Annotated in this window: 18 protein-coding genes; 12 read left to right on the top strand and 6 right to left on the bottom strand. The window is 66.3% G+C overall.

Annotated features, from left to right (window positions below; all coding sequences use genetic code 11):
- Positions 1–202: 202 nt before the first annotated feature.
- Genes A7G45_RS25465 through cobC form a run of 4 tightly spaced genes read right to left on the bottom strand, consistent with a single transcriptional unit; the run spans position 203 to position 4,183 of the window.
- The gene (locus A7G45_RS25465; protein WP_260941099.1) at positions 203–1,291 is read right to left on the bottom strand and encodes a bifunctional RNase H/acid phosphatase; all 1,089 of its coding nucleotides are present in this window, start codon (positions 1,289–1,291) and stop codon (positions 203–205) included.
- Positions 1,288–2,040 carry a zinc ribbon domain-containing protein gene (locus tag A7G45_RS25460; protein ID WP_260941098.1) on the bottom strand — a complete coding sequence of 251 codons (753 nt, stop codon included), beginning with the start codon at positions 2,038–2,040 and terminating at the stop codon, positions 1,288–1,290. Before A7G45_RS25460 ends, A7G45_RS25465 begins: the two co-directional genes overlap by 4 nt.
- A gap of 11 nt (positions 2,041–2,051) precedes the next feature.
- The gene (locus tag A7G45_RS25455) at positions 2,052–3,176 is read right to left on the bottom strand and encodes a Nif3-like dinuclear metal center hexameric protein (RefSeq protein ID WP_260941097.1); all 1,125 of its coding nucleotides are present in this window, start codon (positions 3,174–3,176) and stop codon (positions 2,052–2,054) included.
- Positions 3,173–4,183, bottom strand: a complete 1,011-nt coding sequence (cobC, locus tag A7G45_RS25450) for an Rv2231c family histidinol phosphate aminotransferase CobC (RefSeq protein WP_260941096.1) — start codon at positions 4,181–4,183, stop codon at positions 3,173–3,175. Before cobC ends, A7G45_RS25455 begins: the two co-directional genes overlap by 4 nt.
- 55 nt (positions 4,184–4,238) lie before the next feature.
- Here cobC and A7G45_RS25445 point away from each other — a divergent pair, with 55 nt between their 5' ends.
- From A7G45_RS25445 to A7G45_RS25435, 3 genes are read left to right on the top strand one after another with little or no spacing between them, the layout of a single operon-like run.
- Complete coding sequence (locus A7G45_RS25445) at positions 4,239–4,877, top strand: HAD-IA family hydrolase (protein ID WP_308204166.1); 639 nt, start codon at positions 4,239–4,241, stop codon at positions 4,875–4,877.
- Positions 4,870–5,358: a low molecular weight protein-tyrosine-phosphatase gene (locus A7G45_RS25440; RefSeq protein ID WP_260941094.1), complete on the top strand. Its 489-nt coding sequence runs from the start codon at positions 4,870–4,872 to the stop codon at positions 5,356–5,358. Before A7G45_RS25445 ends, A7G45_RS25440 begins: the two co-directional genes overlap by 8 nt.
- Positions 5,358–6,203 (top strand): SURF1 family cytochrome oxidase biogenesis protein, encoded by an 846-nt coding sequence (locus tag A7G45_RS25435; RefSeq protein WP_260941092.1) that lies wholly within the window; start codon positions 5,358–5,360, stop codon positions 6,201–6,203. The genes A7G45_RS25440 and A7G45_RS25435 overlap by 1 nt, the downstream gene beginning before the upstream one ends.
- A 58-nt stretch (positions 6,204–6,261) precedes the next feature.
- Here the strand turns inward: A7G45_RS25435 and A7G45_RS25430 are convergent, their stop codons facing one another.
- Positions 6,262–6,897, bottom strand: a complete 636-nt coding sequence (locus A7G45_RS25430) for a TetR/AcrR family transcriptional regulator (RefSeq protein ID WP_260941090.1) — start codon at positions 6,895–6,897, stop codon at positions 6,262–6,264.
- A gap of 112 nt (positions 6,898–7,009) precedes the next feature.
- On the opposite strand from A7G45_RS25430, the gene A7G45_RS25425 reads away from it, so the two are divergent.
- The 9 genes from A7G45_RS25425 (at position 7,010) to A7G45_RS25385 (ending at position 19,033) form a co-directional block, all read left to right on the top strand.
- Entirely contained in the window at positions 7,010–8,611 is a 1,602-nt protein-coding gene (locus A7G45_RS25425; RefSeq protein ID WP_260941088.1) for an acyl-CoA carboxylase subunit beta, read from the top strand.
- 2 nt (positions 8,612–8,613) lie between these two features.
- A complete protein-coding gene (locus A7G45_RS25420; protein WP_260941086.1) occupies positions 8,614–10,593 on the top strand; it encodes an acetyl/propionyl/methylcrotonyl-CoA carboxylase subunit alpha in 1,980 nt (659 codons plus the stop codon).
- Positions 10,590–12,368 (top strand): AMP-binding protein, encoded by a 1,779-nt coding sequence (locus A7G45_RS25415; protein ID WP_260941085.1) that lies wholly within the window; start codon positions 10,590–10,592, stop codon positions 12,366–12,368. Before A7G45_RS25420 ends, A7G45_RS25415 begins: the two co-directional genes overlap by 4 nt.
- Before the next feature lie 27 nt (positions 12,369–12,395).
- Positions 12,396–13,196 carry an enoyl-CoA hydratase/isomerase family protein gene (locus A7G45_RS25410; RefSeq protein ID WP_260941083.1) on the top strand — a complete coding sequence of 267 codons (801 nt, stop codon included), beginning with the start codon at positions 12,396–12,398 and terminating at the stop codon, positions 13,194–13,196.
- Positions 13,184–15,076: an acetate--CoA ligase gene (locus A7G45_RS25405; RefSeq protein ID WP_260941082.1), complete on the top strand. Its 1,893-nt coding sequence runs from the start codon at positions 13,184–13,186 to the stop codon at positions 15,074–15,076. The genes A7G45_RS25410 and A7G45_RS25405 overlap by 13 nt, the downstream gene beginning before the upstream one ends.
- Before the next feature lie 212 nt (positions 15,077–15,288).
- The gene (locus A7G45_RS25400; RefSeq protein WP_260941080.1) at positions 15,289–16,113 is read left to right on the top strand and encodes an alpha/beta fold hydrolase; all 825 of its coding nucleotides are present in this window, start codon (positions 15,289–15,291) and stop codon (positions 16,111–16,113) included.
- Positions 16,110–17,801 carry a GMC oxidoreductase gene (locus A7G45_RS25395; protein WP_260941078.1) on the top strand — a complete coding sequence of 564 codons (1,692 nt, stop codon included), beginning with the start codon at positions 16,110–16,112 and terminating at the stop codon, positions 17,799–17,801. Before A7G45_RS25400 ends, A7G45_RS25395 begins: the two co-directional genes overlap by 4 nt.
- A complete protein-coding gene (locus A7G45_RS25390) occupies positions 17,798–18,595 on the top strand; it encodes a maleylpyruvate isomerase family mycothiol-dependent enzyme (protein ID WP_260941076.1) in 798 nt (265 codons plus the stop codon). Before A7G45_RS25395 ends, A7G45_RS25390 begins: the two co-directional genes overlap by 4 nt.
- 117 nt (positions 18,596–18,712) lie before the next feature.
- Entirely contained in the window at positions 18,713–19,033 is a 321-nt protein-coding gene (locus A7G45_RS25385; RefSeq protein WP_260941075.1) for a GYD domain-containing protein, read from the top strand.
- 7 nt (positions 19,034–19,040) lie between these two features.
- Here the strand turns inward: A7G45_RS25385 and A7G45_RS25380 are convergent, their stop codons facing one another.
- Complete coding sequence (locus tag A7G45_RS25380) at positions 19,041–20,450, bottom strand: wax ester/triacylglycerol synthase family O-acyltransferase (protein ID WP_260941074.1); 1,410 nt, start codon at positions 20,448–20,450, stop codon at positions 19,041–19,043.
- Positions 20,451–20,484 lie beyond the last annotated feature (34 nt).

The following is a 20,484-nucleotide window of genomic DNA, read 5'->3' as shown; positions in this document are numbered from 1 at the left end:
CGCACTGCTCTGTCCTGACGCAACAAACCCGAGAATCAGCAAACCGTGTTCCAGGACCCATTTTCGACATGAACAGACCTTTCGATGCCTGTCATCATAAATTAGTTATCGATAGTTTATCTGCGAACGTCGTCGAGCACAAGACCGCGGCACCGTGCCGATCGTCGGAATCTCCCGGCAGAGCCGGGCAGGGGTCGGTCGCCTACAGGTAGGCGGTCTGATTTACCAGCCGCACCGCGGAACCGCCGTCGCCGAAGAACTCGGCGATGCTCAGCGACGCCAGGTCCAGGTGCAGCCGGTACAGGATGCCCGGCCCGGCATCGAGGGCCTGCCGCAGGATCGTCTTGATCGGCGTCACGTGCGAGACCACCAATACCGTCGTGGCGCCGTGCTCGGCGATGATCCGGTTGCGGGCCCGGCGGATCCGGTGCGTCACCGTATCGAAGCTCTCGCCGCCCGGTGGCGCGACGCTGGTGTCCCCCAGCCAGCGACTGTGCAGCTCCGGATCCCGTTTGGCCGCTTCGCCGAACGTCAGGCCTTCCCAATCGCCGAAGTCGGTTTCGATCAGGTCATCGTCCACGGTGACCTGCAGCCCGAGCACATCGGCGGCCGCCTTCGCGGTGTCCAGCGCCCGTTGCAACGGCGAGCTGATCACGGCCGAGATTCCTTTGATACCACCGACATACGCGGCGGCCGCTGCGGCCTGCTGACGACCCAACTCGGTCAGCGGCGGGTTACCCCGGCCCGAATAGCGGCGGTGCACCGACAGCTCGGTCTGCCCGTGCCGCAGCAGCAGGAACCGGGTCGGCGCCCCCACGGCGCCGGTCCAACCCGGCGGGGATGGTTGTGCCGCAGCGGCTTTCGGCTCGGGAACCGATGCAGCCGGAGCCGCCGCCGCGTCCATGGCCTCGTTGGCCAGCCGGTCGGCGTGTGAGTTCTGCGCCCGCGGAATCCACGTGTAGCTCACTTGCCCGAACCGCCGGGCCAACGCAGCTGCCTCCCGGTTCAACGGGATCAGGTCCGGATGCTTGACCTGCCAGCGACCGGACATCTGCTCGACCACCAGCTTCGAATCCATCGACACGGCAACGTCATCGGCATCCAGGGCGGCCGCGGCCTCCAGGCCGGCGATCAGCCCTCGGTATTCGGCGACATTGTTCGTCGCCACCCCGATGGAGTCGTTGCGCTCGGCCAGCACCTCGGCGCGGTCGGCCGAAAACACCACGGCGCCATAGCCCGCGGGTCCCGGATTACCGCGCGACCCGCCGTCGGCCTCGACCAGAACTCTCACAGACCGGTTTCTCCGACGCGGAAGTCCTTGACCCGCACCAGAATCACCCCGCACTCTGGGCAGCGCAGCACGTCGTCGGCGGCGGCGGTGGAAATCCGGGACAGCTCGCCACGGTCCAGATCGATGCGGCACGCACCGCAGCGGGCCCCCTGCAGCAGCCCGGCGCCAGGGCCGCCCTGCTTGCGCTGCTTTTCGTACATCTCGGCCAGTTCCGGCGCCACCGAGCCCAGCAGTGCCACGCGGCGGTCACCTGCCACCTTCCTCGACTCGTCGATGGACACGAGTGCGTTGTCGCGCTCGACCTGCGCCGTGGTCAGATCACTCTGCAGTGCGTCGATCAGCGCCAGCTCCTCGGCCTGCTCGCCCTGCAGCTCTTCACGACGTTGCATGATCTCCAGCTGCTGCTCCTCGAGCGCGGCCTGCCGGCGCTGCAGCGTCTCCAGCTCGTGCTGCAGTTCGGCCACCTGCTTGGCCCCGACCGAACCACTGTCCATCAGCTGCTCATCACGGGTCTCACGCTGGCGGACCGCGTCGATCTCGGACTCGAACTTGGCGATCTGAGCGTCCAGATCCTCGACGGCGATGCTCAGGGCTGCCAGCCGGTCGTTGGCTTCGCGGTGCTCGGCCTGCACTGCGTCGAAGCGCTGCTGCTCGACCAGGTGCGTCGACCGGTGCGTCAGGCGGGTCAGCGCGGCGTCCACTTCGGCCACCTCGAGCAACAAACGTTGTTGCGACACTTCAGCTTTCATGTTCACGTCTCTCAGCAGGTTATCTCGACGTTCCAGGGGTCGGTACGGATCTGGCTGACCCGCACCGGCAACGCATCACCGAATTGTGCACGCAAGACCCCGGCGGCCTGCTCGCACCACGGAAATTCACTCGCCCAATGCGCCACATCGACCAGCGCGACGTCCGATGTGCGCCGGTGCTCGTCGGCCGGATGATGGCGCAGATCGGAGGTCACGTAGACGTCGACGCCCGACCGGGTCACCGCGCCGAGCAGCGAGTCGCCCGCTCCCCCGCAGACCGCGACCCGGGACACCAGCGCGTCCGGATCGCCTGACGCCCGAACCCCCCACGATGTGGTGGGCAGGCCGCGCGCGACCCGGGAAGCGAAGGCCGACAACGGTTCCGGCTCGGGCAGCGAACAGATGCGCCCGATCCCGACGTCCGACGGCAGCGGCGCCAGGGTGAGCACGTCGAACGCCGGTTCCTCGTAGGGGTGCGCCGCGCGCATCGCCGTCAGCACTGCACGCCGCAGCCGGGACGGCGCGATCACCTCGACCCGGTCTTCGGCCACCTGCTCGATGGCACCGACCATGCCGATGGTCGGTGTCGCGCCCTCGTGCGGCAGGAACTGGCCGACACCCATCGTCATCCAGCTGCAGTGCGAGTAGTCGCCGATCTGGCCGCCACCGGCCGCGAACATCGCGTCCCGGACCGCATCGGCGTTCACATGGGGCACGAAGACAACCCATTTATCCAGGTCAGCACGCGATTCAGCAGGGTCGAGCACGCCGTCGACCTGCAGCCCCAACGCCTCGGCCAACGCGTCCGACACCCCGGGTGCGGCGGCATCGGCGTTGGTGTGCGCGCTGAACAGGGCTGCGCCGCGGCGGATCAGCGAGTGGACCAGCGCGCCCTTGCCGGTGTCGGCGGCCACGGTGTCGACCCCGCGCAGCAGCAGCGGGTGATGCGCCAGCAGCAGTCCGCCATCGGGCACCGACGCCGCGACGGCCGCGGTGGCGTCGACCGCGACGGTCACCGACTCCACGTCTTCAGCCGGGTCGCCGCAGACCAGGCCCACCGAGTCCCAGCTGTGCGCCAGCGCCGGCGGATACGCGCGGTCCAGCGCGGCGATGACGTCACGCAAGGGCACACTCACCAGAGCACCTCCTGTAATGCCTCGACCAAGACGGGCCACTCGGGACGGACCGCCGCACGCAGGTAGCCGTCGGGCAGCCCGAAGAACGTGTCGCAGCGGCGCACCGCAATCCCCTTCTCCGCCAAGTATTTCCGGGCCAATTCGGCGTCCGGTACCGAGAACAGGACGAAGGGTGCGACGCCGGCGGCCACCGGGAAACCGGCGGCCGTCAGGGCCGCCGCCATCTCGGTGCGCAGTTCAGCCAACCGTCGCGCGCCGGCCTCGGCCTCGGCGACCGCGGCCGGCTCGCTGCACGCCGTCAACGCCTCCAGCTGCAGCGTGCCCAGCGGCCAGTGTGGCCGTTGGGCGGTCAGCCGCGCCAACACCTCCGGCGCGCCCAGCGCGTAGCCGACCCGCAGCCCGGCCAGCGACCAGGTCTTGGTCAGGCTGCGCAGCACCACGACGTCGGGCAGTGACCGGCCGGCCAGCGACTCCGGTTCGCCGGGTACCGCGTCGACAAAGGCCTCGTCGACGACGATGAGGCGTCCGGGGGCCCGCAGCGCCAGAATCTCGTCGCGGCGGTGCAGCACCCCGGTCGGATTGGTGGGATTGCCCACAACCACGAGATCGGCGTCGGACGGCACCGACGCGTTCGACAGCCGGAACGGTGCCTCCAGCACCACCTGGGCGACGGGCACCCCCGCGGCGTCGAACACCGCTTCGGGCTCGGTGAACGACGGCGCGATCAGCGCCGCCAGGCGGGGTCGCAGCTGCGGGAGCAGCGCGAACCCCTCGGCTCCGCCCGCCAGCAGCGCCACTTCGTCGAGGTCACGCCCGTGCCGGGCCGCCACGGCCGCGCGAGCGCCGTCCACGTCGGAGGAGGTCGGATAGCTACCCAGATCGGCCAGCCGGGCCGCGAGCCGGTCGGCCAGCCATTGCGGCGGGCCGGCACCGCGGACGTTCACCGCGAAGTCGAGCATGCCGGGCGCCACGGCCTGATCACCGTGATAGCGCGCCCCGGGTTCCACAGCTAGACCCTAGTGCGCGGCACAGCTCCCCAGGTCCATCGGGGACAATGACACCGTGACCCCCCAGTTGGTGCTGTTCGACCTCGACGGGACGCTGACCGATTCCGCTGAGGGCATCGTCGCCAGCTTCCGCCATGCGCTCGGCGCGATCGGCGCTGACGTGCCCGACGGCGACCTCGTCGAACGGATCGTCGGCCCGCCGATGCACGTGACGCTGGGCTCGCTGGGCCTTGGTGAGAAGGCCGACGAGGCCATCGCCGCCTACCGCGCCGACTACACCACCCGCGGCTGGTCCATGAACCGCATGTTCGACGGCATCGAGGACCTGCTGGCCGACCTGAAGGCCGCCGGGGTGCGCCTGGCCGTCGCGACGTCGAAGGCCGAGCCGACCGCCCGGCGCATCGTCGAACACTTCGGCATCGACGAGCACTTCGAGGTCGTCGCCGGCGCCAGCGTCGACGGCACCCGGTCGGCGAAGGCCGACGTCGTCGCCCATGCGCTCGCCCAGCTGGCCCCGGTGCCCGACGAGGTGCTGATGGTCGGCGACCGCTCGCACGACGTTCACGGTGCCGCACACCACGGCATCGACACCGTCGTCGTCGACTGGGGTTACGGCGCAACCGATTTCACTGACGACACGACGGTCCGGCGGGTCGCCACCGTCGACGAACTACGGGAGGTGCTGGGTGTCTGACCCCGTGCACGTGACGTTCATCTGCTCGGGCAACATCTGCCGGTCGCCGATGGCCGAGAAGATGTTCGCCCACCAGATCAACGAGCGCGGGCTGGCCGACCTGGTCCGGGTGACCAGCGCCGGCACCGGCGGCTGGCATGCGGGTGACCCCGCCGACAGCCGGGCCGAGCGGGTGTTGCGCGCGCACGGCTACCCCACCGCGCACGCCGCGGCGGCCATCAGCGGCGAGCACCTGGCCGCCGACATGGTCGTCGCCATGGGCCGCAACCACACCCGCATCCTCGGTGACCTGGGCGCCGACCCGGACCGGGTCCGCATGATGCGCTCGTTCGACCCGCGTTCGGGCGCCCACGCGCTGGACGTCGAAGACCCCTACTACGGCGGCATCGACGACTTCGAAGAGACCTTCGTGGTGATCGAGGCCTCGCTGCCCGGCCTGCACGACTGGGTCGACAAACAGCTGGCGGAGCGAGGCGACTGATGCGCCGGCTCGGGTTCCTGTTCCGGCCGCAGTGGCTGGCCCTGTTCGTCGTGGTGATCGCGTTCGCCTATCTGTGCTTCACGGTGCTCGCACCGTGGCAGCTGGGCAAGAACACCCGCACCTCGCGGGAGAACAACCAGATCGCGTCGTCGCTGAACACCGAGCCCGTGCCCCTGATTTCGGTCCTGCCGCACCAGGATTCGTCGGCCCCGGACGCGCAGTGGCGACGGCTGACGGCGACGGGCCACTACCGCCCCGAAGCGCAGGTGCTGGTCCGGCTGCGGACGGACGACGGCGACCCGTCCTACGAGGTCCTCACCCCGTTCGCGGTCGATGGCGGCCCGACGGTGCTGGTCAACCGCGGCTACATCAAGGCCGGCGAAGGGGTCCCGCCGTTCGCGGCGCCGCCGCCGGGAACGGTCACGATCACGGGGCGGCTACGGGACGCCGAACCGATCATGTCGGGCAAGGAACCGTTCAAGCAGGACGGCATCACGCAGGTGTACTCGATCAGCACGACCCAGATCGCACAGCTGACCGGGGTGCCGTTGACCGCGGAGTACCTGCAGCTCGTCGAGGATCAGCCTGGCGGTCTCGGGGTCATCGCACTGCCCCACCTGGACGCCGGCCCGTTCCTGTCGTACGGCATCCAGTGGATCGCGTTCGGCATCGTCGCGCCGATCGGGCTGGGCTATTTCGTGGTTGCCGAGATACGGCAGCGCCGGCTGGAGAAGGCCCAATCCGGTTCGGGCACGGAGACTTCGGGTGGCCCTGACCCTGAAGAGCCGGCCGCTCCGCGCACCGCCGAGGAGAAGCTGGCCGACCGCTACGGCCGGCGGCACTGACCTCGCCTTCCCTGTTCACCAGGGTCGCGTCGACTCAGTACGTCGCCCGCTCAGTTGCTCATTTCGATCCGCCGACGATCATCCGACGCATCGCCGCCACCATCGACTCGTAGTCGGGTGCCCGCCCGAGTAGGGTGGCCCCGATCATGATGCCGCTGAACAGCGATACCAGCGCACGGGAGAGATCGCGTTGACTCGCCTTGTCCGCGGCCAGTTCGGCGGGCGCGAGGCTGGCTATGTCGTCGCAGAAGGCACGCAGCGTGCTCAGCGTCGGTTGCAGTGCCCGTCCGAGGTCGTCGTCGCGCTCGGCTTCCACGAGCACCGTCACGACCAGCGGGCCCATCGTGGGGTCGATGCGATAGATGTCGGCGAAGTCCCGCAGCGCACCGTCGACTGCTTCATCGAACGTTGATGCCGCGGCGAAGGTCTCGCGCAACCGCTCAAGTCCCCTGGTGTACACGTCCTCGGCCACCGCAACGAAAAGGCCGGCCTTGTTCCCGAATCGCTGATAAATCACCGGCACGGTGACGTTCGCGCCTGCGCCGATCTCAGAGACCGAGGTTCCCGCGTAACCCTTGGTGGCGAACAACTCGCGAGCCACCCGAAGAAGATCGGCGCGGGTATCGAGTCCGTGGTCGGCTTTCGGTCGGCCGGGTGCTCGCACGCCGGAACTCGGGGGTGTGCGAATGGCCATCGTGGAGGTCCCCTCGTCATTTCATTGGGTGCTTGCACTCAGCCTAACCCTGACGTTATATTAACAATGCCTAATTTACTTAGTTGACTGGCAACGAGACTGTGAGGCAGGAATGACAGTTCTGGACACCACCATCGACACGATGTCCGATGGATACACAGCCAAGCGCGCGGATCTCCTCGAACGGCTCGGCGAACTCGCCGACGAACATTCGAAGGCCGTGTCGTCCGGCGGGGAGAAGTCCGTCAAACGACATCACGACCGCGGCAAGCTCACTGCCCGCGAACGGATCGAATTGCTGGTCGACCGCGATTCGGCGTTCCTCGAACTGTCGCCACTCGCGGCGTGGGGCAGCAAGTTCCATGTCGGTGGCAGCATCGTCACCGGTATCGGCGTCATCGAAGGTGTCGAATGCGCGATCATGGCGCACGAGCCCACGGTCAAGGGCGGAACCGGCAACCCGTACTCCGTCAAGCGATTCTTCCGGCTGTACGACATCGCCAAAGAGAACCGACTGCCGCTGGTCTTCCTCGTCGAGTCGGGCGGCGCGGACCTGCCGACGCAGTCTGAGATTTTCGTTCCCGGTGGCCGCCAGTTCAAGGAACTGACCAACGCGTCCGCCGAAGGGCGGCCGGTCATCTCCCTGGTGTTCGGCAACGCGACCGCGGGCGGCGCGTACATGCCGGGCATGTCTGACTACGTCGTGATGGTCAAGGAACGCGCGAAGGTGTTCCTCGCCGGTCCCCCACTGGTCAAGATGGCCACCGGTGAAGAATCCGACGACGAGAGCCTCGGCGGCGCCGAGATGCACGCCCGCACTTCCGGCTTGGCCGACTACCTCGCCGTCGATGAACTCGACGCGATCAGGATCGGCCGCCAGATCGTCGCGAACCTGAACTGGCGCAAACAGGGACCGGGTCCGAGCCGACCAGCGGATCCGCCGCAGCACGACGCGGAGGAACTGCTCGGGCTGATCCCGATCGATCTCAAGCAGCCGTTCGATCCACACGATGTGATCGCGCGCATCGTCGACGGTTCGCGTTTCGACGAGTTCAAGCCGCTCTACGGCACCAGCCTGGTGACCGGATGGGCCTCGCTGCACGGTTACCCCATCGGCATCCTCGCCAACTCGCGCGGTGTGCTGTTCAGCGAAGAGTCGCAGAAGGCCACGCAGTTCATCCAGTTGGCCAACCAGACCGATACGCCGTTGCTGTTCCTGCAGAACGTCACCGGATTCATGGTCGGTAAGGAGTACGAGCAGAACGGCATCATCAAGCACGGCGCGATGCTGATCAACGCGGTGTCCAACTCGAAGGTTCCGCATCTGACCGTCAACATGGGCGCCTCGTACGGTGCGGGCAACTACGGCATGTGCGGGCGTGGGTACAACCCGCGTTTCCTGTTCTCCTGGCCCAACGCGAAGACCGCGGTGATGGGCGGTGCGCAGCTGGCAGGCGTGCTGTCGATCGTCGCGCGGGCGGCGGCCGCCGAACGGGGTCTCCCCTATGACGAAGAGGCCGACGCCGCCATGAAGTCCATGGTCGAGAACCAGATCGAGAAGGAATCGCTGGCGACGTTCATGTCGGGACAGGTCTACGACGACGGCGTGATCGATCCGCGGGACACCAGAACTGTTCTCGGCCTTTGCCTTTCCGTCATTCACAATGGACCGATCGAGGGCGTCAGGAACGCCTTCGGAATCTTCAGGATGTGATCATGATTCAACGAGTGCTCGTAGCAAACCGTGGCGAGATCGCGCGACGGGTGTTCCGCACCTGCCGCGACAGCGGTATCACCACTGTCGCCGTCGCGTCCGATGCGGATCAGCAGGCGCTGCACGCCGCGGACGCGGATCTCGTTGTCCGCCTTGCCGGTAACGCACCAGGCGAGACGTACCTACGGACCGACCTGATCATCGCCGCCGCCCGCGAATCGGGCGCCGACGCGATCCACCCCGGCTACGGATTCCTTTCGGAGAACGCCGCTTTCGCGCGCGCCGTCATCGACGCCGGCCTGACGTGGATCGGCCCGAACCCCGAAGCGATCGACGCGATGGGCTCCAAGATCGAGTCCAAGATCCTGATGGACAAGGCCGGCGTGCCGGTCCTGGGCGAGGTCGACCCCGCCGCCGTGACCGAAGCCGACATGCCGGTGCTGGTCAAAGCCTCCGCCGGTGGCGGTGGACGAGGCATGCGCATCGTCCGATCGGTCGATGAACTCGCGGCCGCCGTCGAACTTGCCAGCAATGAGGCTGCGTCCGCGTTCGGTGACCCGACTGTGTTCTGCGAGCCCTACATCGAGGCCGGCCGCCACATCGAGGTCCAGGTCCTCGCCGACAAGCACGGCAACGTGTGGGCACTGGGCGAACGCGAATGCTCCATCCAGCGCCGGCACCAGAAGGTCATCGAAGAGTCCCCCTCGCCGATGGTCGACGACGAACTGCGTCAAAAGCTCTGTGACGCAGCGGTTGCCGCGGCCAAGGCGGTCAACTACGAGGGCGCCGGCACCGTCGAGTTCCTCGCCAGCAACGACGGCCGGTTCTACTTCCTCGAGATGAACACCCGCCTGCAGGTCGAGCACCCAGTCACGGAATGTGTCACCGGACTCGATCTTGTTGCCTGGCAAATCCGGATCGCCGAAGGCGCCGTCCTGCCCGAAACCGGCGTTCCCGCGTTCAACGGACATGCGATCGAGGTTCGTCTCGTCGCAGAAGATCCCGCCGCGGACTGGATGCCGACCAACGGCCCGGTACACGCCTTCGACATTCCAGGAGTGGACGCCGAGTTCGAGGTCCCCGGCACGTACGGGTTGCGGCTGGACTCCGGATTCGGGGCGGGTGACGCCATCAGCGTCCACTACGACGGCATGCTCGCCAAGCTGATCGCGTGGGCGCCCACCCGTGCCGAAGCCGCTCGGCGTCTCGCCGGCGCACTGGCAGCCAGCCGCCTGCACGGGCTCACCACCAACCGCGACCTGCTCGTGCGTGTTCTGCGCCATCCCGAATTCGTTGCCGGACAGATCGATACGGCTTTCTTCGACCGCCACGGTCTCCATGCGCTCGCCGCACCATTGGCCGACGAAAAGGCCGAGCACCTCAGCTCGTTGGCCGCGGCGCTCGCCGAGGCCGCCGGCAATAGAGCATCCGCGCGAGTACAGGCCGAGCTGCCGTCCGGCTGGCGCAACGTGGTGTCGAGCTCACAGCGCGTGTCCTACAACGGACGGGCCGATCAAATCGACGTGGCATACCGCATTTCGCCCGACGGTCTGATCGCCGACGGTCACGAAGGCGTCCACCTTGTCGAAAGCTCACCGGAAGCGGTGACGCTCGCCGACGCCGGGGTGCACCGGACCTTCACGGTGGCCGCCTACCCGGACATGATCTGCGTCGATTCGTTCGACGGCTCGGTGACACTGCGACCGATCCCCCGGTTCCCCGATCCGTCCTCACAGGTGGCGGCAGGTTCGCTGCTGGCTCCGATGCCGGGTTCCGTTGTCGCCGTGCATGTTACGGAAGGCGATGCGGTCGAGGCCGGACAGCCGATCGTTGTCCTCGAGGCCATGAAGATGCAGCACACCATCGCAGCGCCCGCCACGGGCACGGTGGCCCTGCTGAAGGTAGTTGTGGGTCAACAGGTGGAGACGAACGACGTCCTGGCCGTCGTCGGCGTCGATGGCGCTGAAGGAACGCAGGAGTGACCGCTGAACCGCGGTCGCTGTGTGAAGCGTTTCAGCACACAGCTGCCGTCGACCCCGACGGGATCGCACTGCGAACCGTCGGCGGCGTACAGACCCTGACCTGGCGCCAGTATGCCGACCGGGTGCGCGGCGTGGCTGCGGGCTTGGCCGCCTACGGCGTCGGCAGAACCGACACGGTCGCGTTGATGCTGACAAACCGGCCAGAGTTCCACATCGTGGATACGGCGGCCATTCATCTCGGTGCGATTCCGTTTTCGATGTACAACACCAATTCGGTCGAACAGATCGTCTACCTGCTCGAGAATTCGGGGAGCACGGTGGTCGTGTGCGAACGCCAGTTCGCTGAAAAGGTGCGAGTCGCAGCAGGGCCGACGCGTCGCATCGTCGTCGTCGATGAGGCCGATGACCATCCCGACAGCTTGGCGCGGCTCGAGGCCGCTGGTGAGTCCGGCTTCAACTTCGAGGCCCTGTGGAAAGCCGTCGGCCCAGACGATGTGCTGACCCTGATCTACACCTCGGGTACGACGGGCGCCCCGAAGGGCGTCGAGATCACGCACGGAAACGCGCTCGCGGAGGCCGCGTCCGTCCTGGGCGCATACGGGGTGCGCCGCGGCGATCGCTTCACGTCGTATCTGCCGGCCGCGCATATCGCGGACCGCATGGCTGCACATTATGTCCAGATGTTTTTCGGCACTCAGATCACCACGGTGCCGGACCCCCGCAAGATTGCCGAGGCGCTGCCCGACGCCAAACCGACGTACTGGTTCGCGGTTCCGCGGGTGTGGGACAAGATGAGGGTGGCCCTGGAATCGGCGTTCGCCGAGGAACGCGGGGCGAAAGCGCACCTCTTGCAGCTCGCGTTGACACTGGGACGCAAGCGTGTTGGCGCACAGGGACTTACGCTCCTCGAGCGTCTCCAGTACGAGATGCTCGATCGACTCGTGTTGTCCAAGATCCGGGCGAAGCTCGGGCTGGACGAACTTCGCTGGGCACTTTCGGGCGCCGCCTCGATCGCGCCGGAGACCCTCGAATTCTTCAGGGCGCTCGGCATCAACGTCAGTGAAGTTTGGGGCATGTCCGAAACCACCGGCGTCGCAACCGGAAACCCGCTGGATCGAGTGAAGGTCGGCACCGTCGGCCCCGCATTGCCCGGCGTGGAAGTGCGTCTGGCCGACGATGGTGAAGTGCTGGTGCGCGGCGCCGTCGTGATGCGCGGCTACCGCAACGATCCCGATCGCACCGCTGAGGTGCTCGATGCCGACGGTTGGCTGCGCAGCGGCGACGTGGCGACGATCGATGCCGACGGCTACCTCACGATCATTGATCGCAAGAAGGAATTGATCATCAGCGCGGGCGGAAAGAACATGTCGCCCTCCAACATCGAGGACACTCTCAAGTCGGCCTGCCCGTTGATCGGTCAGGCCGTCGCGATCGGCGATGCGCGGGCGTACAACACGGCGATGATCGTGCTCGACACCGATGTCGCCGCGGTCCATGCGAAGAACTTTGGAATCGACGGCGCTGCGCCAGTTCTCGCGGACGACCCACGCGTCATTGCCACCATCGCGAGCGCCATCGCTGTTGGAAACGCGAAATTGTCCCGCGTCGAGCAGATCAAGCGATTCCGCATCATTCCCGAGTTCTGGGAGCCGGGCGGCATCCAGATCACGCCGACGATGAAACTGCGACGCAAGCCGATCGCGGAGAAGTACGCAGCCGAGATAGCTGAACTGTATGAGCCGACACTCGCCCCCGGCGTTCACGAACCGGCATAGGCACACCTGAGAACCATTGGAGACAACATGATTGACAACGACGACCTGCTGATCGAGAACCTCGACGGGGTCCTGCACGTGACGATCAATCGCCCTGAGCGGCGCAACGCGCTGTCGAACAGCGTGGTCGAGGGTCTGGAGCAGGTGATCGCGTACATCCACGACAATCCGGCCGAGGTGCGGGCTCTGGTCCTGCGTGGTGCCGGCGGGATCTTCTGCGCGGGTGGAGATCTCAAGGATTTCAAGTCGATCTTCCAGGAGGGCGGCGCCGATCGCGCGGCCGTCGCCGCCTCGAATCGACGAGGCGGAGCCCTGTTCACCGCGCTGGACCGGTTGCCGGTGGTCGTCATCGCCGCAGTCGAGAAGGCAGCGATGGGTGGCGGCGTCGGCCTGGCTGCCGTTGCGGATGTCACCATCGCCACCGCCGACACGACGTTTTCTCTCACCGAGACCACACTGGGCATCCCCCCTGCCCAGATCAGCCCCTTCATCGTCGCTCGGGTCGGGTCCCACCACGCGCGAGTGCTGATGCTGACCGCCGCGAGAATCGATGCCGCGGAAGCCTTCCGGATCGGCATGGTCGACAAGGTCGTCGCCGATGGCGCCGCGCTGGATGTCGCAATCAAGGACCTGGTGGCGAACGTGCGCCGGTGCGCACCGGGTGCCAACGGCGTCTCCAAGGAACTCGTCCATGCCGCCGCAAGCACGCCACTCGACGAATTGCTCGACACTGCCGCGGGATGCTTCGCGGACGCACTGCTCGGCGACGAAGCACGTGATGGCGTCGGCGCTTTCCTCTCGAAAAGCAAGCCATCGTGGGCGAAATAGCGGGCGCCTACGCGACCGCATACGCGGCCAGCGTCGACGACCCCACCGAGTTCTGGCTCCAGCAGGCACGTTCGATCACCTGGAGCCGCGAGCCGGTGGAGGCGCTCGACGCGACCCGCGCACCCTTCTGTCGCTGGTTCCCCGACGGGGAACTCAACACGTGTGCGAACGCGCTGGACCGCCACGTCGAGGCGGGCCGCGGCGACCAGGCAGCACTGATCTATGACTCCCCCGTGACCGGAACTGCCCGGACCTACACGTACCGGGAACTTCTCGACGAGGTCGCCGTCTTCGCCGGTGCTCTTCGAAGGCTCGGCGTCACCAAAGGCGACCGGGTGGTCATCTACATGCCGATGGTGCCCGAGGCCGTGGTCGCCATGCTGGCGTGCGCCCGCCTCGGCGCCATCCACTCCGTCGTGTTCGGCGGATTCGCGGCGGCCGAACTCGCCGGCCGTATCGACGACGCGAAACCGACGGTCGTCGTATCCGCCTCCTGCGGAATCGAACCCACCCGAGTCGTGGCGTACAAGCCGTTGCTCGATCAGGCACTGGCGCTTTCGTCGCACCAGCCGCGCGCCTGCGTGATCCTGCAGCGCGACCGCCTCACCGCCGAACTCAGCGGGGATCGTGACATCGACTGGGCCACCGCGACAAGGGGCGCACGGCCGGTAGCTCCCGTCCCGGTGGCCGCCACCGATCCGCTCTACGTGCTGTACACCTCCGGCACCACCGGCGCGCCGAAAGGCATTGTGCGCGACAACGGCGGCCACGCCGTCGCACTGTCGTGGAGCATGCGCAATGTCTACGACGTCGATGCGGGCGACGTCTTCTGGGCCGCATCCGATATCGGGTGGGTCGTCGGCCACTCCTACATCGTCTACGGTCCGCTGCTCGTCGGAGCGACAACCGTGCTCTACGAAGGCAAACCCGTCGGCACTCCTGATCCCGGCGCGTTCTGGCGAGTTGTCGAACAATACGGCGTCAGAACACTCTTCACCGCACCCACAGCGCTGCGCGCCATCCGCAAGGAAGACCCGGGCGCCGCCCATCTGGCCCGCTACGACGTCGCCACCCTGCAGTACCTCTTCCTCGCCGGCGAACGGCTGGACCCGGACACCTACCACTGGGCCGCGACCGAACTCGGTGTCCCGGTGGTCGATCATTGGTGGCAGACCGAAACCGGCTGGGCGATCGCAGCCAATTTCATGGGCCTGGAACCGATGCCGATCAAACCCGGCTCCCCGACAGTGCCTGCACCCGGCTACCGCGTCGCGATCTTGCGGCCCGACGGAAGCAGATGCGACCGGGGAGAGGAAGGCGCCGTCTGCATCGAACTGCCGCTACCGCCCGGCGCACTGCAGACACTCTGGGACGATGATGACCGCTATGTCGCGTCCTACCTGAAAGCCTTTCCTGGGTATTACCTTTCGGGCGACGGCGGCTATCTCGACGACGACGGGTATCTGTTCGTCATGGGCCGCACCGACGACGTCATCAACGTCGCCGGACACCGGCTCTCGACGGGATCGATGGAAGCGGTAATCGCCGCGCACCCCGCCGTGGCCGAATGCGCCGTCATCGGCGTGGCGGATTCGCTGAAGGGCCAGGTCCCCCGCGCGTTCGCCGTGCTCAAGGCCGGCGTCGACGTCGACCACGCACAACTGCGCGACGAACTGGTCGCGGCGATCCGTGACCAGATCGGCCCGGTTGCGGCCCTTCGACTGGTGGACGTGGTACCAGCGCTGCCCAAGACCCGCTCAGGCAAGATCCTCCGAAAATCCATGCGCGCCATCGCCGATGGCCGTGACGAACCCATCCCATCGACGATCGAGGACGCATCCGCGCTCGATCATCTCCGACCGATTCTGAGGCAAGTATGAGCTTTGTCGGCCTGCCGCAGTCGTACTGACCAAACAAACCGGGGACACGCAAACACAAAGGAGTGTTAGTGATCAGCTGCAGGACGACACGACAACCCAGAAGCGGACCGCTTCGCCGACCCGAGTTCGAACCAGAATCGATAGACGTCGTCTCCGCCGACGGAACGCGACTTCATGTTCAGCAGTACGGCCCCGTCGACGGTGAACCGATTTTGCTCATCCATGGATTTTCCTGTGCCATCGAGTACTGGAATCCGCAGATATCGGCGTTCGCCGAGCGCTATCGCGTCATCGCTTTCGACCAACGGGGCCACGGCGGCAGTGGGCGGTTCCGCGGCCCCTTGACGGCAAGCCACCTTGCCGATGACCTGTCGGCGGTGCTCGCGGCGACGGTTACGTCAGGTCAGCGGGCGACCATCGTCGGACACAGCATGGGCGGGGTGACCACACTCGCCTGGGCCGCGAAGTACCCCGATGAGGTCGCAACCCGTGTCAAGGCGGCGCTGCTCGCTGACACGGCAGCATCTCTGGTGAACCATCGATTGAACCTCCTGGACTCGCCGGACTTCCTCACCCGTTTGCAGGCCCGTGCGCTCGACGCCGTCCTGCGCACGCGATTGCCGTTCCCGGCTTTGAAATGGAATCGCGGCCTGGTGCGAAAGCTCGGGCTCTCGGAATTCGCCACACCCGAAGCGGTCGATTTCGTCCAGGACATCACCGCACAATGCCCGCCGGATGTACGCCTGCGCTGGGCCAACGGCGCACGCCAAATCGATGTGTCCAATGGTGTTGCAGCACTTTCGGTTCCGACGACCGTTCTGTACGGCGCACTGGACGGCATGTTGGCGCCGAGTATCACCAAACTGCTCGCGGACCAGGTTCGAGCGGCCGGCAACCTGCTTCGCGAAGTCGAGCTACCGAAGTCCGGCCACGCGACCAACCTCGAAGACATCGACACGTTCAATGCCGAGATCGTGGCCCTGCTGACGAGCTCCGATGCAGCGAACCGCATGAAAGCGAAGAGGTTTCGACGATGAGCGCATCGTCAGAGTTCGACTACGACGTCCTGGTGATCGGGTCTGGTTTCGGCGGCAGTGTCAGTGCGCTCCGGTTGTCGGAGAAGGGCTATCGCGTTGGCGTGCTCGAGGCGGGTCGCCGCTGGGCGCCTGCTGACTTTCCGAAAACCACGTGGCAGGTGCGGGACTTCCTGTGGTTGCCGAAACTCGGGCTGACCGGTCCCCAGCAGCTGACGCCGTTGAAGAACACGTTCATCCTGTCCGCCGTGGGGGTCGGAGGTGGATCACTGATCTACGGGAACACCCTGTATGAGCCCGCGGACCCGTTCTATGCCGACCCGCAATGGGCGCACATCACCGACTGGCGCTCCGAGCTCGCGCCCTACTATGACCAGGCGAAGCGGATGTTCGGCGTCACGCCGAATCCACGGATGACGGCCGCCGACGAGGCCATGCGGCAGGTTGCCGAGGATCTCGGTACCGCCGACACTTTCCGGGCCACCGACGTCGGGGTGTTTTTCGGCGAACCCGGTGTCACAGTTGGCGATCCGTACTTCGGCGGTGTCGGCCCTGATCGCGCCGGGTGCGTCTTCTGCACCCGGTGTCTCACCGGATGTCCCCACAACGCCAAGAACACCACCGAAACCAACTACCTGTATCTCGCGGAGCGCGCAGGTGCCCGCATCCACCCGTTGACGACGGTGACCGACGTGCGTCCCCGCACCGATGGTGGCTACGACATCTCGACGGTGCGGACCGGACGATGGATCCGGAAGGACAAGAAGACCTTCACGGCCCAGCAGGTCGTGTTCTCCGCCGCGGCGCTCGGTACCCAGAAGCTGCTGCACAAGCTCAAGGATTCAGGTTCCCTACCCGAGGTCTCGCCACGGCTGGGCGAGCTCACCCGAACGAACTCCGAAGCGATCCTGCACGCGAAATCGAAGCACCGGACCGAGTTCGCAGAGGGCATTGCGATCACCTCGTCGATTCACCCGACACCCCAAACACACGTCGAGGCTTGCCATTACGGCAAGGGTTCCAACGCCATGCATCTGATGACAGTGCCTCTGATCGATGGCGAGCGCCGCCGGTTGCTGCGATTCCTGCTGTTCAGTCTTGCGCACCCGCTTGTGTTGCTGCACAGCCTGTGGGTCCGGCGCGCGTCGGAAAAGACCATCACATTGCTGGTCATGCAAGCGGCGGACAACTCGTTGACCACCTTCCGCAAACGCGGCCTGTTCGGCGCCAGGCTCAGCTCGAAACAGGGCCGCGGAGAACCGAATCCGGTGTGGATCCCCGACGGTAACGACGTCGCCCGGCGCCTCGCCGAGAAGATCGGCGGCTACCCCGAAGGCGCTGTCGCCGATCTCGTGAACATCCCGATGACCGGGCACTTCATCGGCGGGGCGACCATCGGCGAGGACCCTGAACACGGTGTCGTCGACCCGTATCAGCGGCTCTACGGCTACGCCGGCCTCCACGTGATCGACGGCTCGGCGATCACGGCCAATCTCGGTGTCAATCCGTCGCTGACAATCGTCGCCCAATCCGAACGCGCAATGGCGTTCTGGCCCAACAAGGGCGAGCCCGACTTGCGCCCAGCGCTGGGTTCGCCCTATCGGCGGATCAAGCCCATCCAGCCGAATCTGCCCGTCGTCCCCACAGCAGCGGTCGGGGCCCTACGATTGCCACTCGTGGACCTCACATGACCACGCACTCGAGCCGCATCGCCGCGTTGCGCACGGAACGCGACGCGGTGTACGAGTTCTGCAAGAGCCTGACCCCCGACGAATGGGACGCGCCGAGCAGGGCCGCCGGCTGGCGCGTCCGCGACGTCGTCGCACACTTGGGTGCAACTGCGCACTCGTTCTTCACGCCAGGGCTCCTCGCCATCATGCGGACGAAACAGATCGAGCTACTCAACGACGACGACGTCGAGGCACGCGCGGACCGCCCGCCCGCTGCACTGCTCGACGAATACGTGAAGTGGACCGGCCGGGCCGCGAATCTGCTCCGGCTGGGTGCCGCCGGCCCGATGGGAGCCATTCGGATCCCTCTGGGCGAACTCGGACACTTCCCTCTGCGCATCATGCCGTCGACAGCGATCTTTGATTGGCACACCCACCTGCGTCACGACATCGCGCCAGCTCTCGGTAAGCCGGCACCACCCACCGACGATCGACGTATGACGGCTGTCATCGATTGGATGACAGCACTTTTGGCGGAGTCGCATCAGCAGCAGCTGAATTGGCTGCGCGAACCGATTGCGCTGACCCTCGAGGGACTCGGCGGCGGAACCTGGCGCATCGAGCCCGACACCGGCCGCCGCTCATTCCGTGTCACGCCGTCCAGCGGGGGCCAGGTAGCCGCACACGTCACAGGTCTGTCCGAGGAGTTTCCGATCTGGGCTACGACCCGCCGGTCCTGGCGCGATTGCGATGTCGCCATCACCGGTGACGAGCAACTCGCTGCCGACGTTCTGGATTCGATCAACCTGGTGTGAGCCGCTCGCAGCTTCAATGCCGATTGTTTCTTTGGCGAGCACCCGATTTCGGGTAGGTGTGAGCCGAAACGATGGCACGATCAACGTGCATACGCCATCGGAGCAAGGGAGCAGACAATGCCGCGATACCTGTGGAAAGTCCAGTACACCGCCGAGGGTGCACGCGGACTCCTGGACGAAGGCGGGTCGGCGCGGCGAGCGGCCATTGTCAAGATGGTCGAAAGCGTCGGCGGCACCGTCGAGTCCTGCAACTTCGCTCTGGGCGCGCACCAGCTGTACGTCATCGGCTCCGTACCCGACGAAATGGCAGCGGCGACCCTGGCGCTACGGACAGCAGCGTCCGGTCAAGCGCGTTCGGAATCCATCGAACTCTTGACACCCGAACAGATCGACGAAGCAGTCCGGCGGGAAACGGATTACCGGGCGCCGGGCCAATAGGACCGCGTCAGGCACCGAGGGCCGCTTCGAGCTCATCGAGTGCCTCACCGGTGTAAACCGCCAGTCGCTGCAAATGTGGCAGCGCATCCCGGTCTCCGGTGAAGCCGACCCCGAAGTGGCCCGATGTCATGAACGTCGCGATCATCAGGGCGATCCCGTGGTACAGCATGCCGATCGGGTACAGCGACTCCAGTTGCGCCCCGGCCAGATACTGGGGTTTGGTCGAGCCCGGCACGTTCGAAATCGAGACGTTGTACGGCGGTGGCACCCGCCCGCCGAGACCAACCAAGTTCTCGACGACGAACGGTCCCATGAACAGCGCCGCCGAAAGTTCGACGGCACCGGCCGGCAGCCTCTTGAGCCGGTCCTTGGCGATGGTGCTGGACCGCTTGATCGCCGCGAGCCGTTCCAACGGATCCGTCACGTCGGTGAACAGCTTCATCACCACCAGGCTGAACGCGTTGGTCGAGACATCGTCTGCGGCAACGCGAATCGACACGGGCGTGCCCGCGATGAGCGATGCCTCCGGCAACTCACCGAGTTCATCGAGGTATCGCCGCAGTCCCCCGGCGCAGATCGCCAAGAACACGTCGTTGATCTTGACGCCGGCCGCCTTGGCCACACCGTCGATGCGGTCGAACGGGTAGCTCTGAGTTGCGACTCGGCGCTGACGCCCGATGCGGCCGTTGATCACCGACGTCGGAGTGACGAACGGGGTCGCCACATCAGACGGGTTCGGGTTCAACGCCTCGACGACGTTGGATCCCGCAGCCAAACCCAGCGCCGTCGCGGTCCGCACACCGGACAAGGTGCCCTGGGCAACTGCCGCCGCCCTGTCCAGGATCGATTGCCGGGGGCGTTCGGCCCTGGCGTGTGCCGCCGGGCCGATCGACCACAGCGGACGCACGACACGCGACGACGGATCGGTGCTCACCATCTGATGCAGCCGCCTGATCGCACCCATACCGTCCATCAACGCGTGATGAATCTTGAAGTAGATCGCGAAGCGTTCAGAGCCGTCGGCCGCCGGTTCCAAGCCCTCGATCAGGTGCGTCTCCCACAGCGGTCGTGCGGGGTCCAACGGCGTCGAATGCAGGCGGGAGATGAACACACCGAGCTGACGTTCGCCGCCGGGCCGCGGTAGTGCGGAGTGCCGGAAGTGATAGTCGATGTCAATCCGCGAGGCTGCCAACACTTCCCAGTCCGGTGCCACGCTCTTCAGCCGGACGTCGCGGAGCCGATAGTTGAAAGGCGCCGCGTACGTCCCGTTCTCCCGCATCGCTGTCGCGAGATCGTGGACGAAGCTCTCCCCCGCCCCGGTCGGTACGGTGTACGTCGAGAACGACCCGACGTGTTGGGGCGTCTCCGCTGAATCAAGGGTCAGGAATATCCGATCAGCAAGTCCAGGTCTTGGCATCTCGAACCACCATCCTCGTTATCGGTGCGTGTCG

It is taken from the genome of Mycolicibacterium llatzerense, from assembly GCF_025331195.1.
Classification (GTDB): domain Bacteria; phylum Actinomycetota; class Actinomycetes; order Mycobacteriales; family Mycobacteriaceae; genus Mycobacterium; species Mycobacterium llatzerense.
This window is presented reverse-complemented; position numbering and strand designations above follow the sequence as displayed.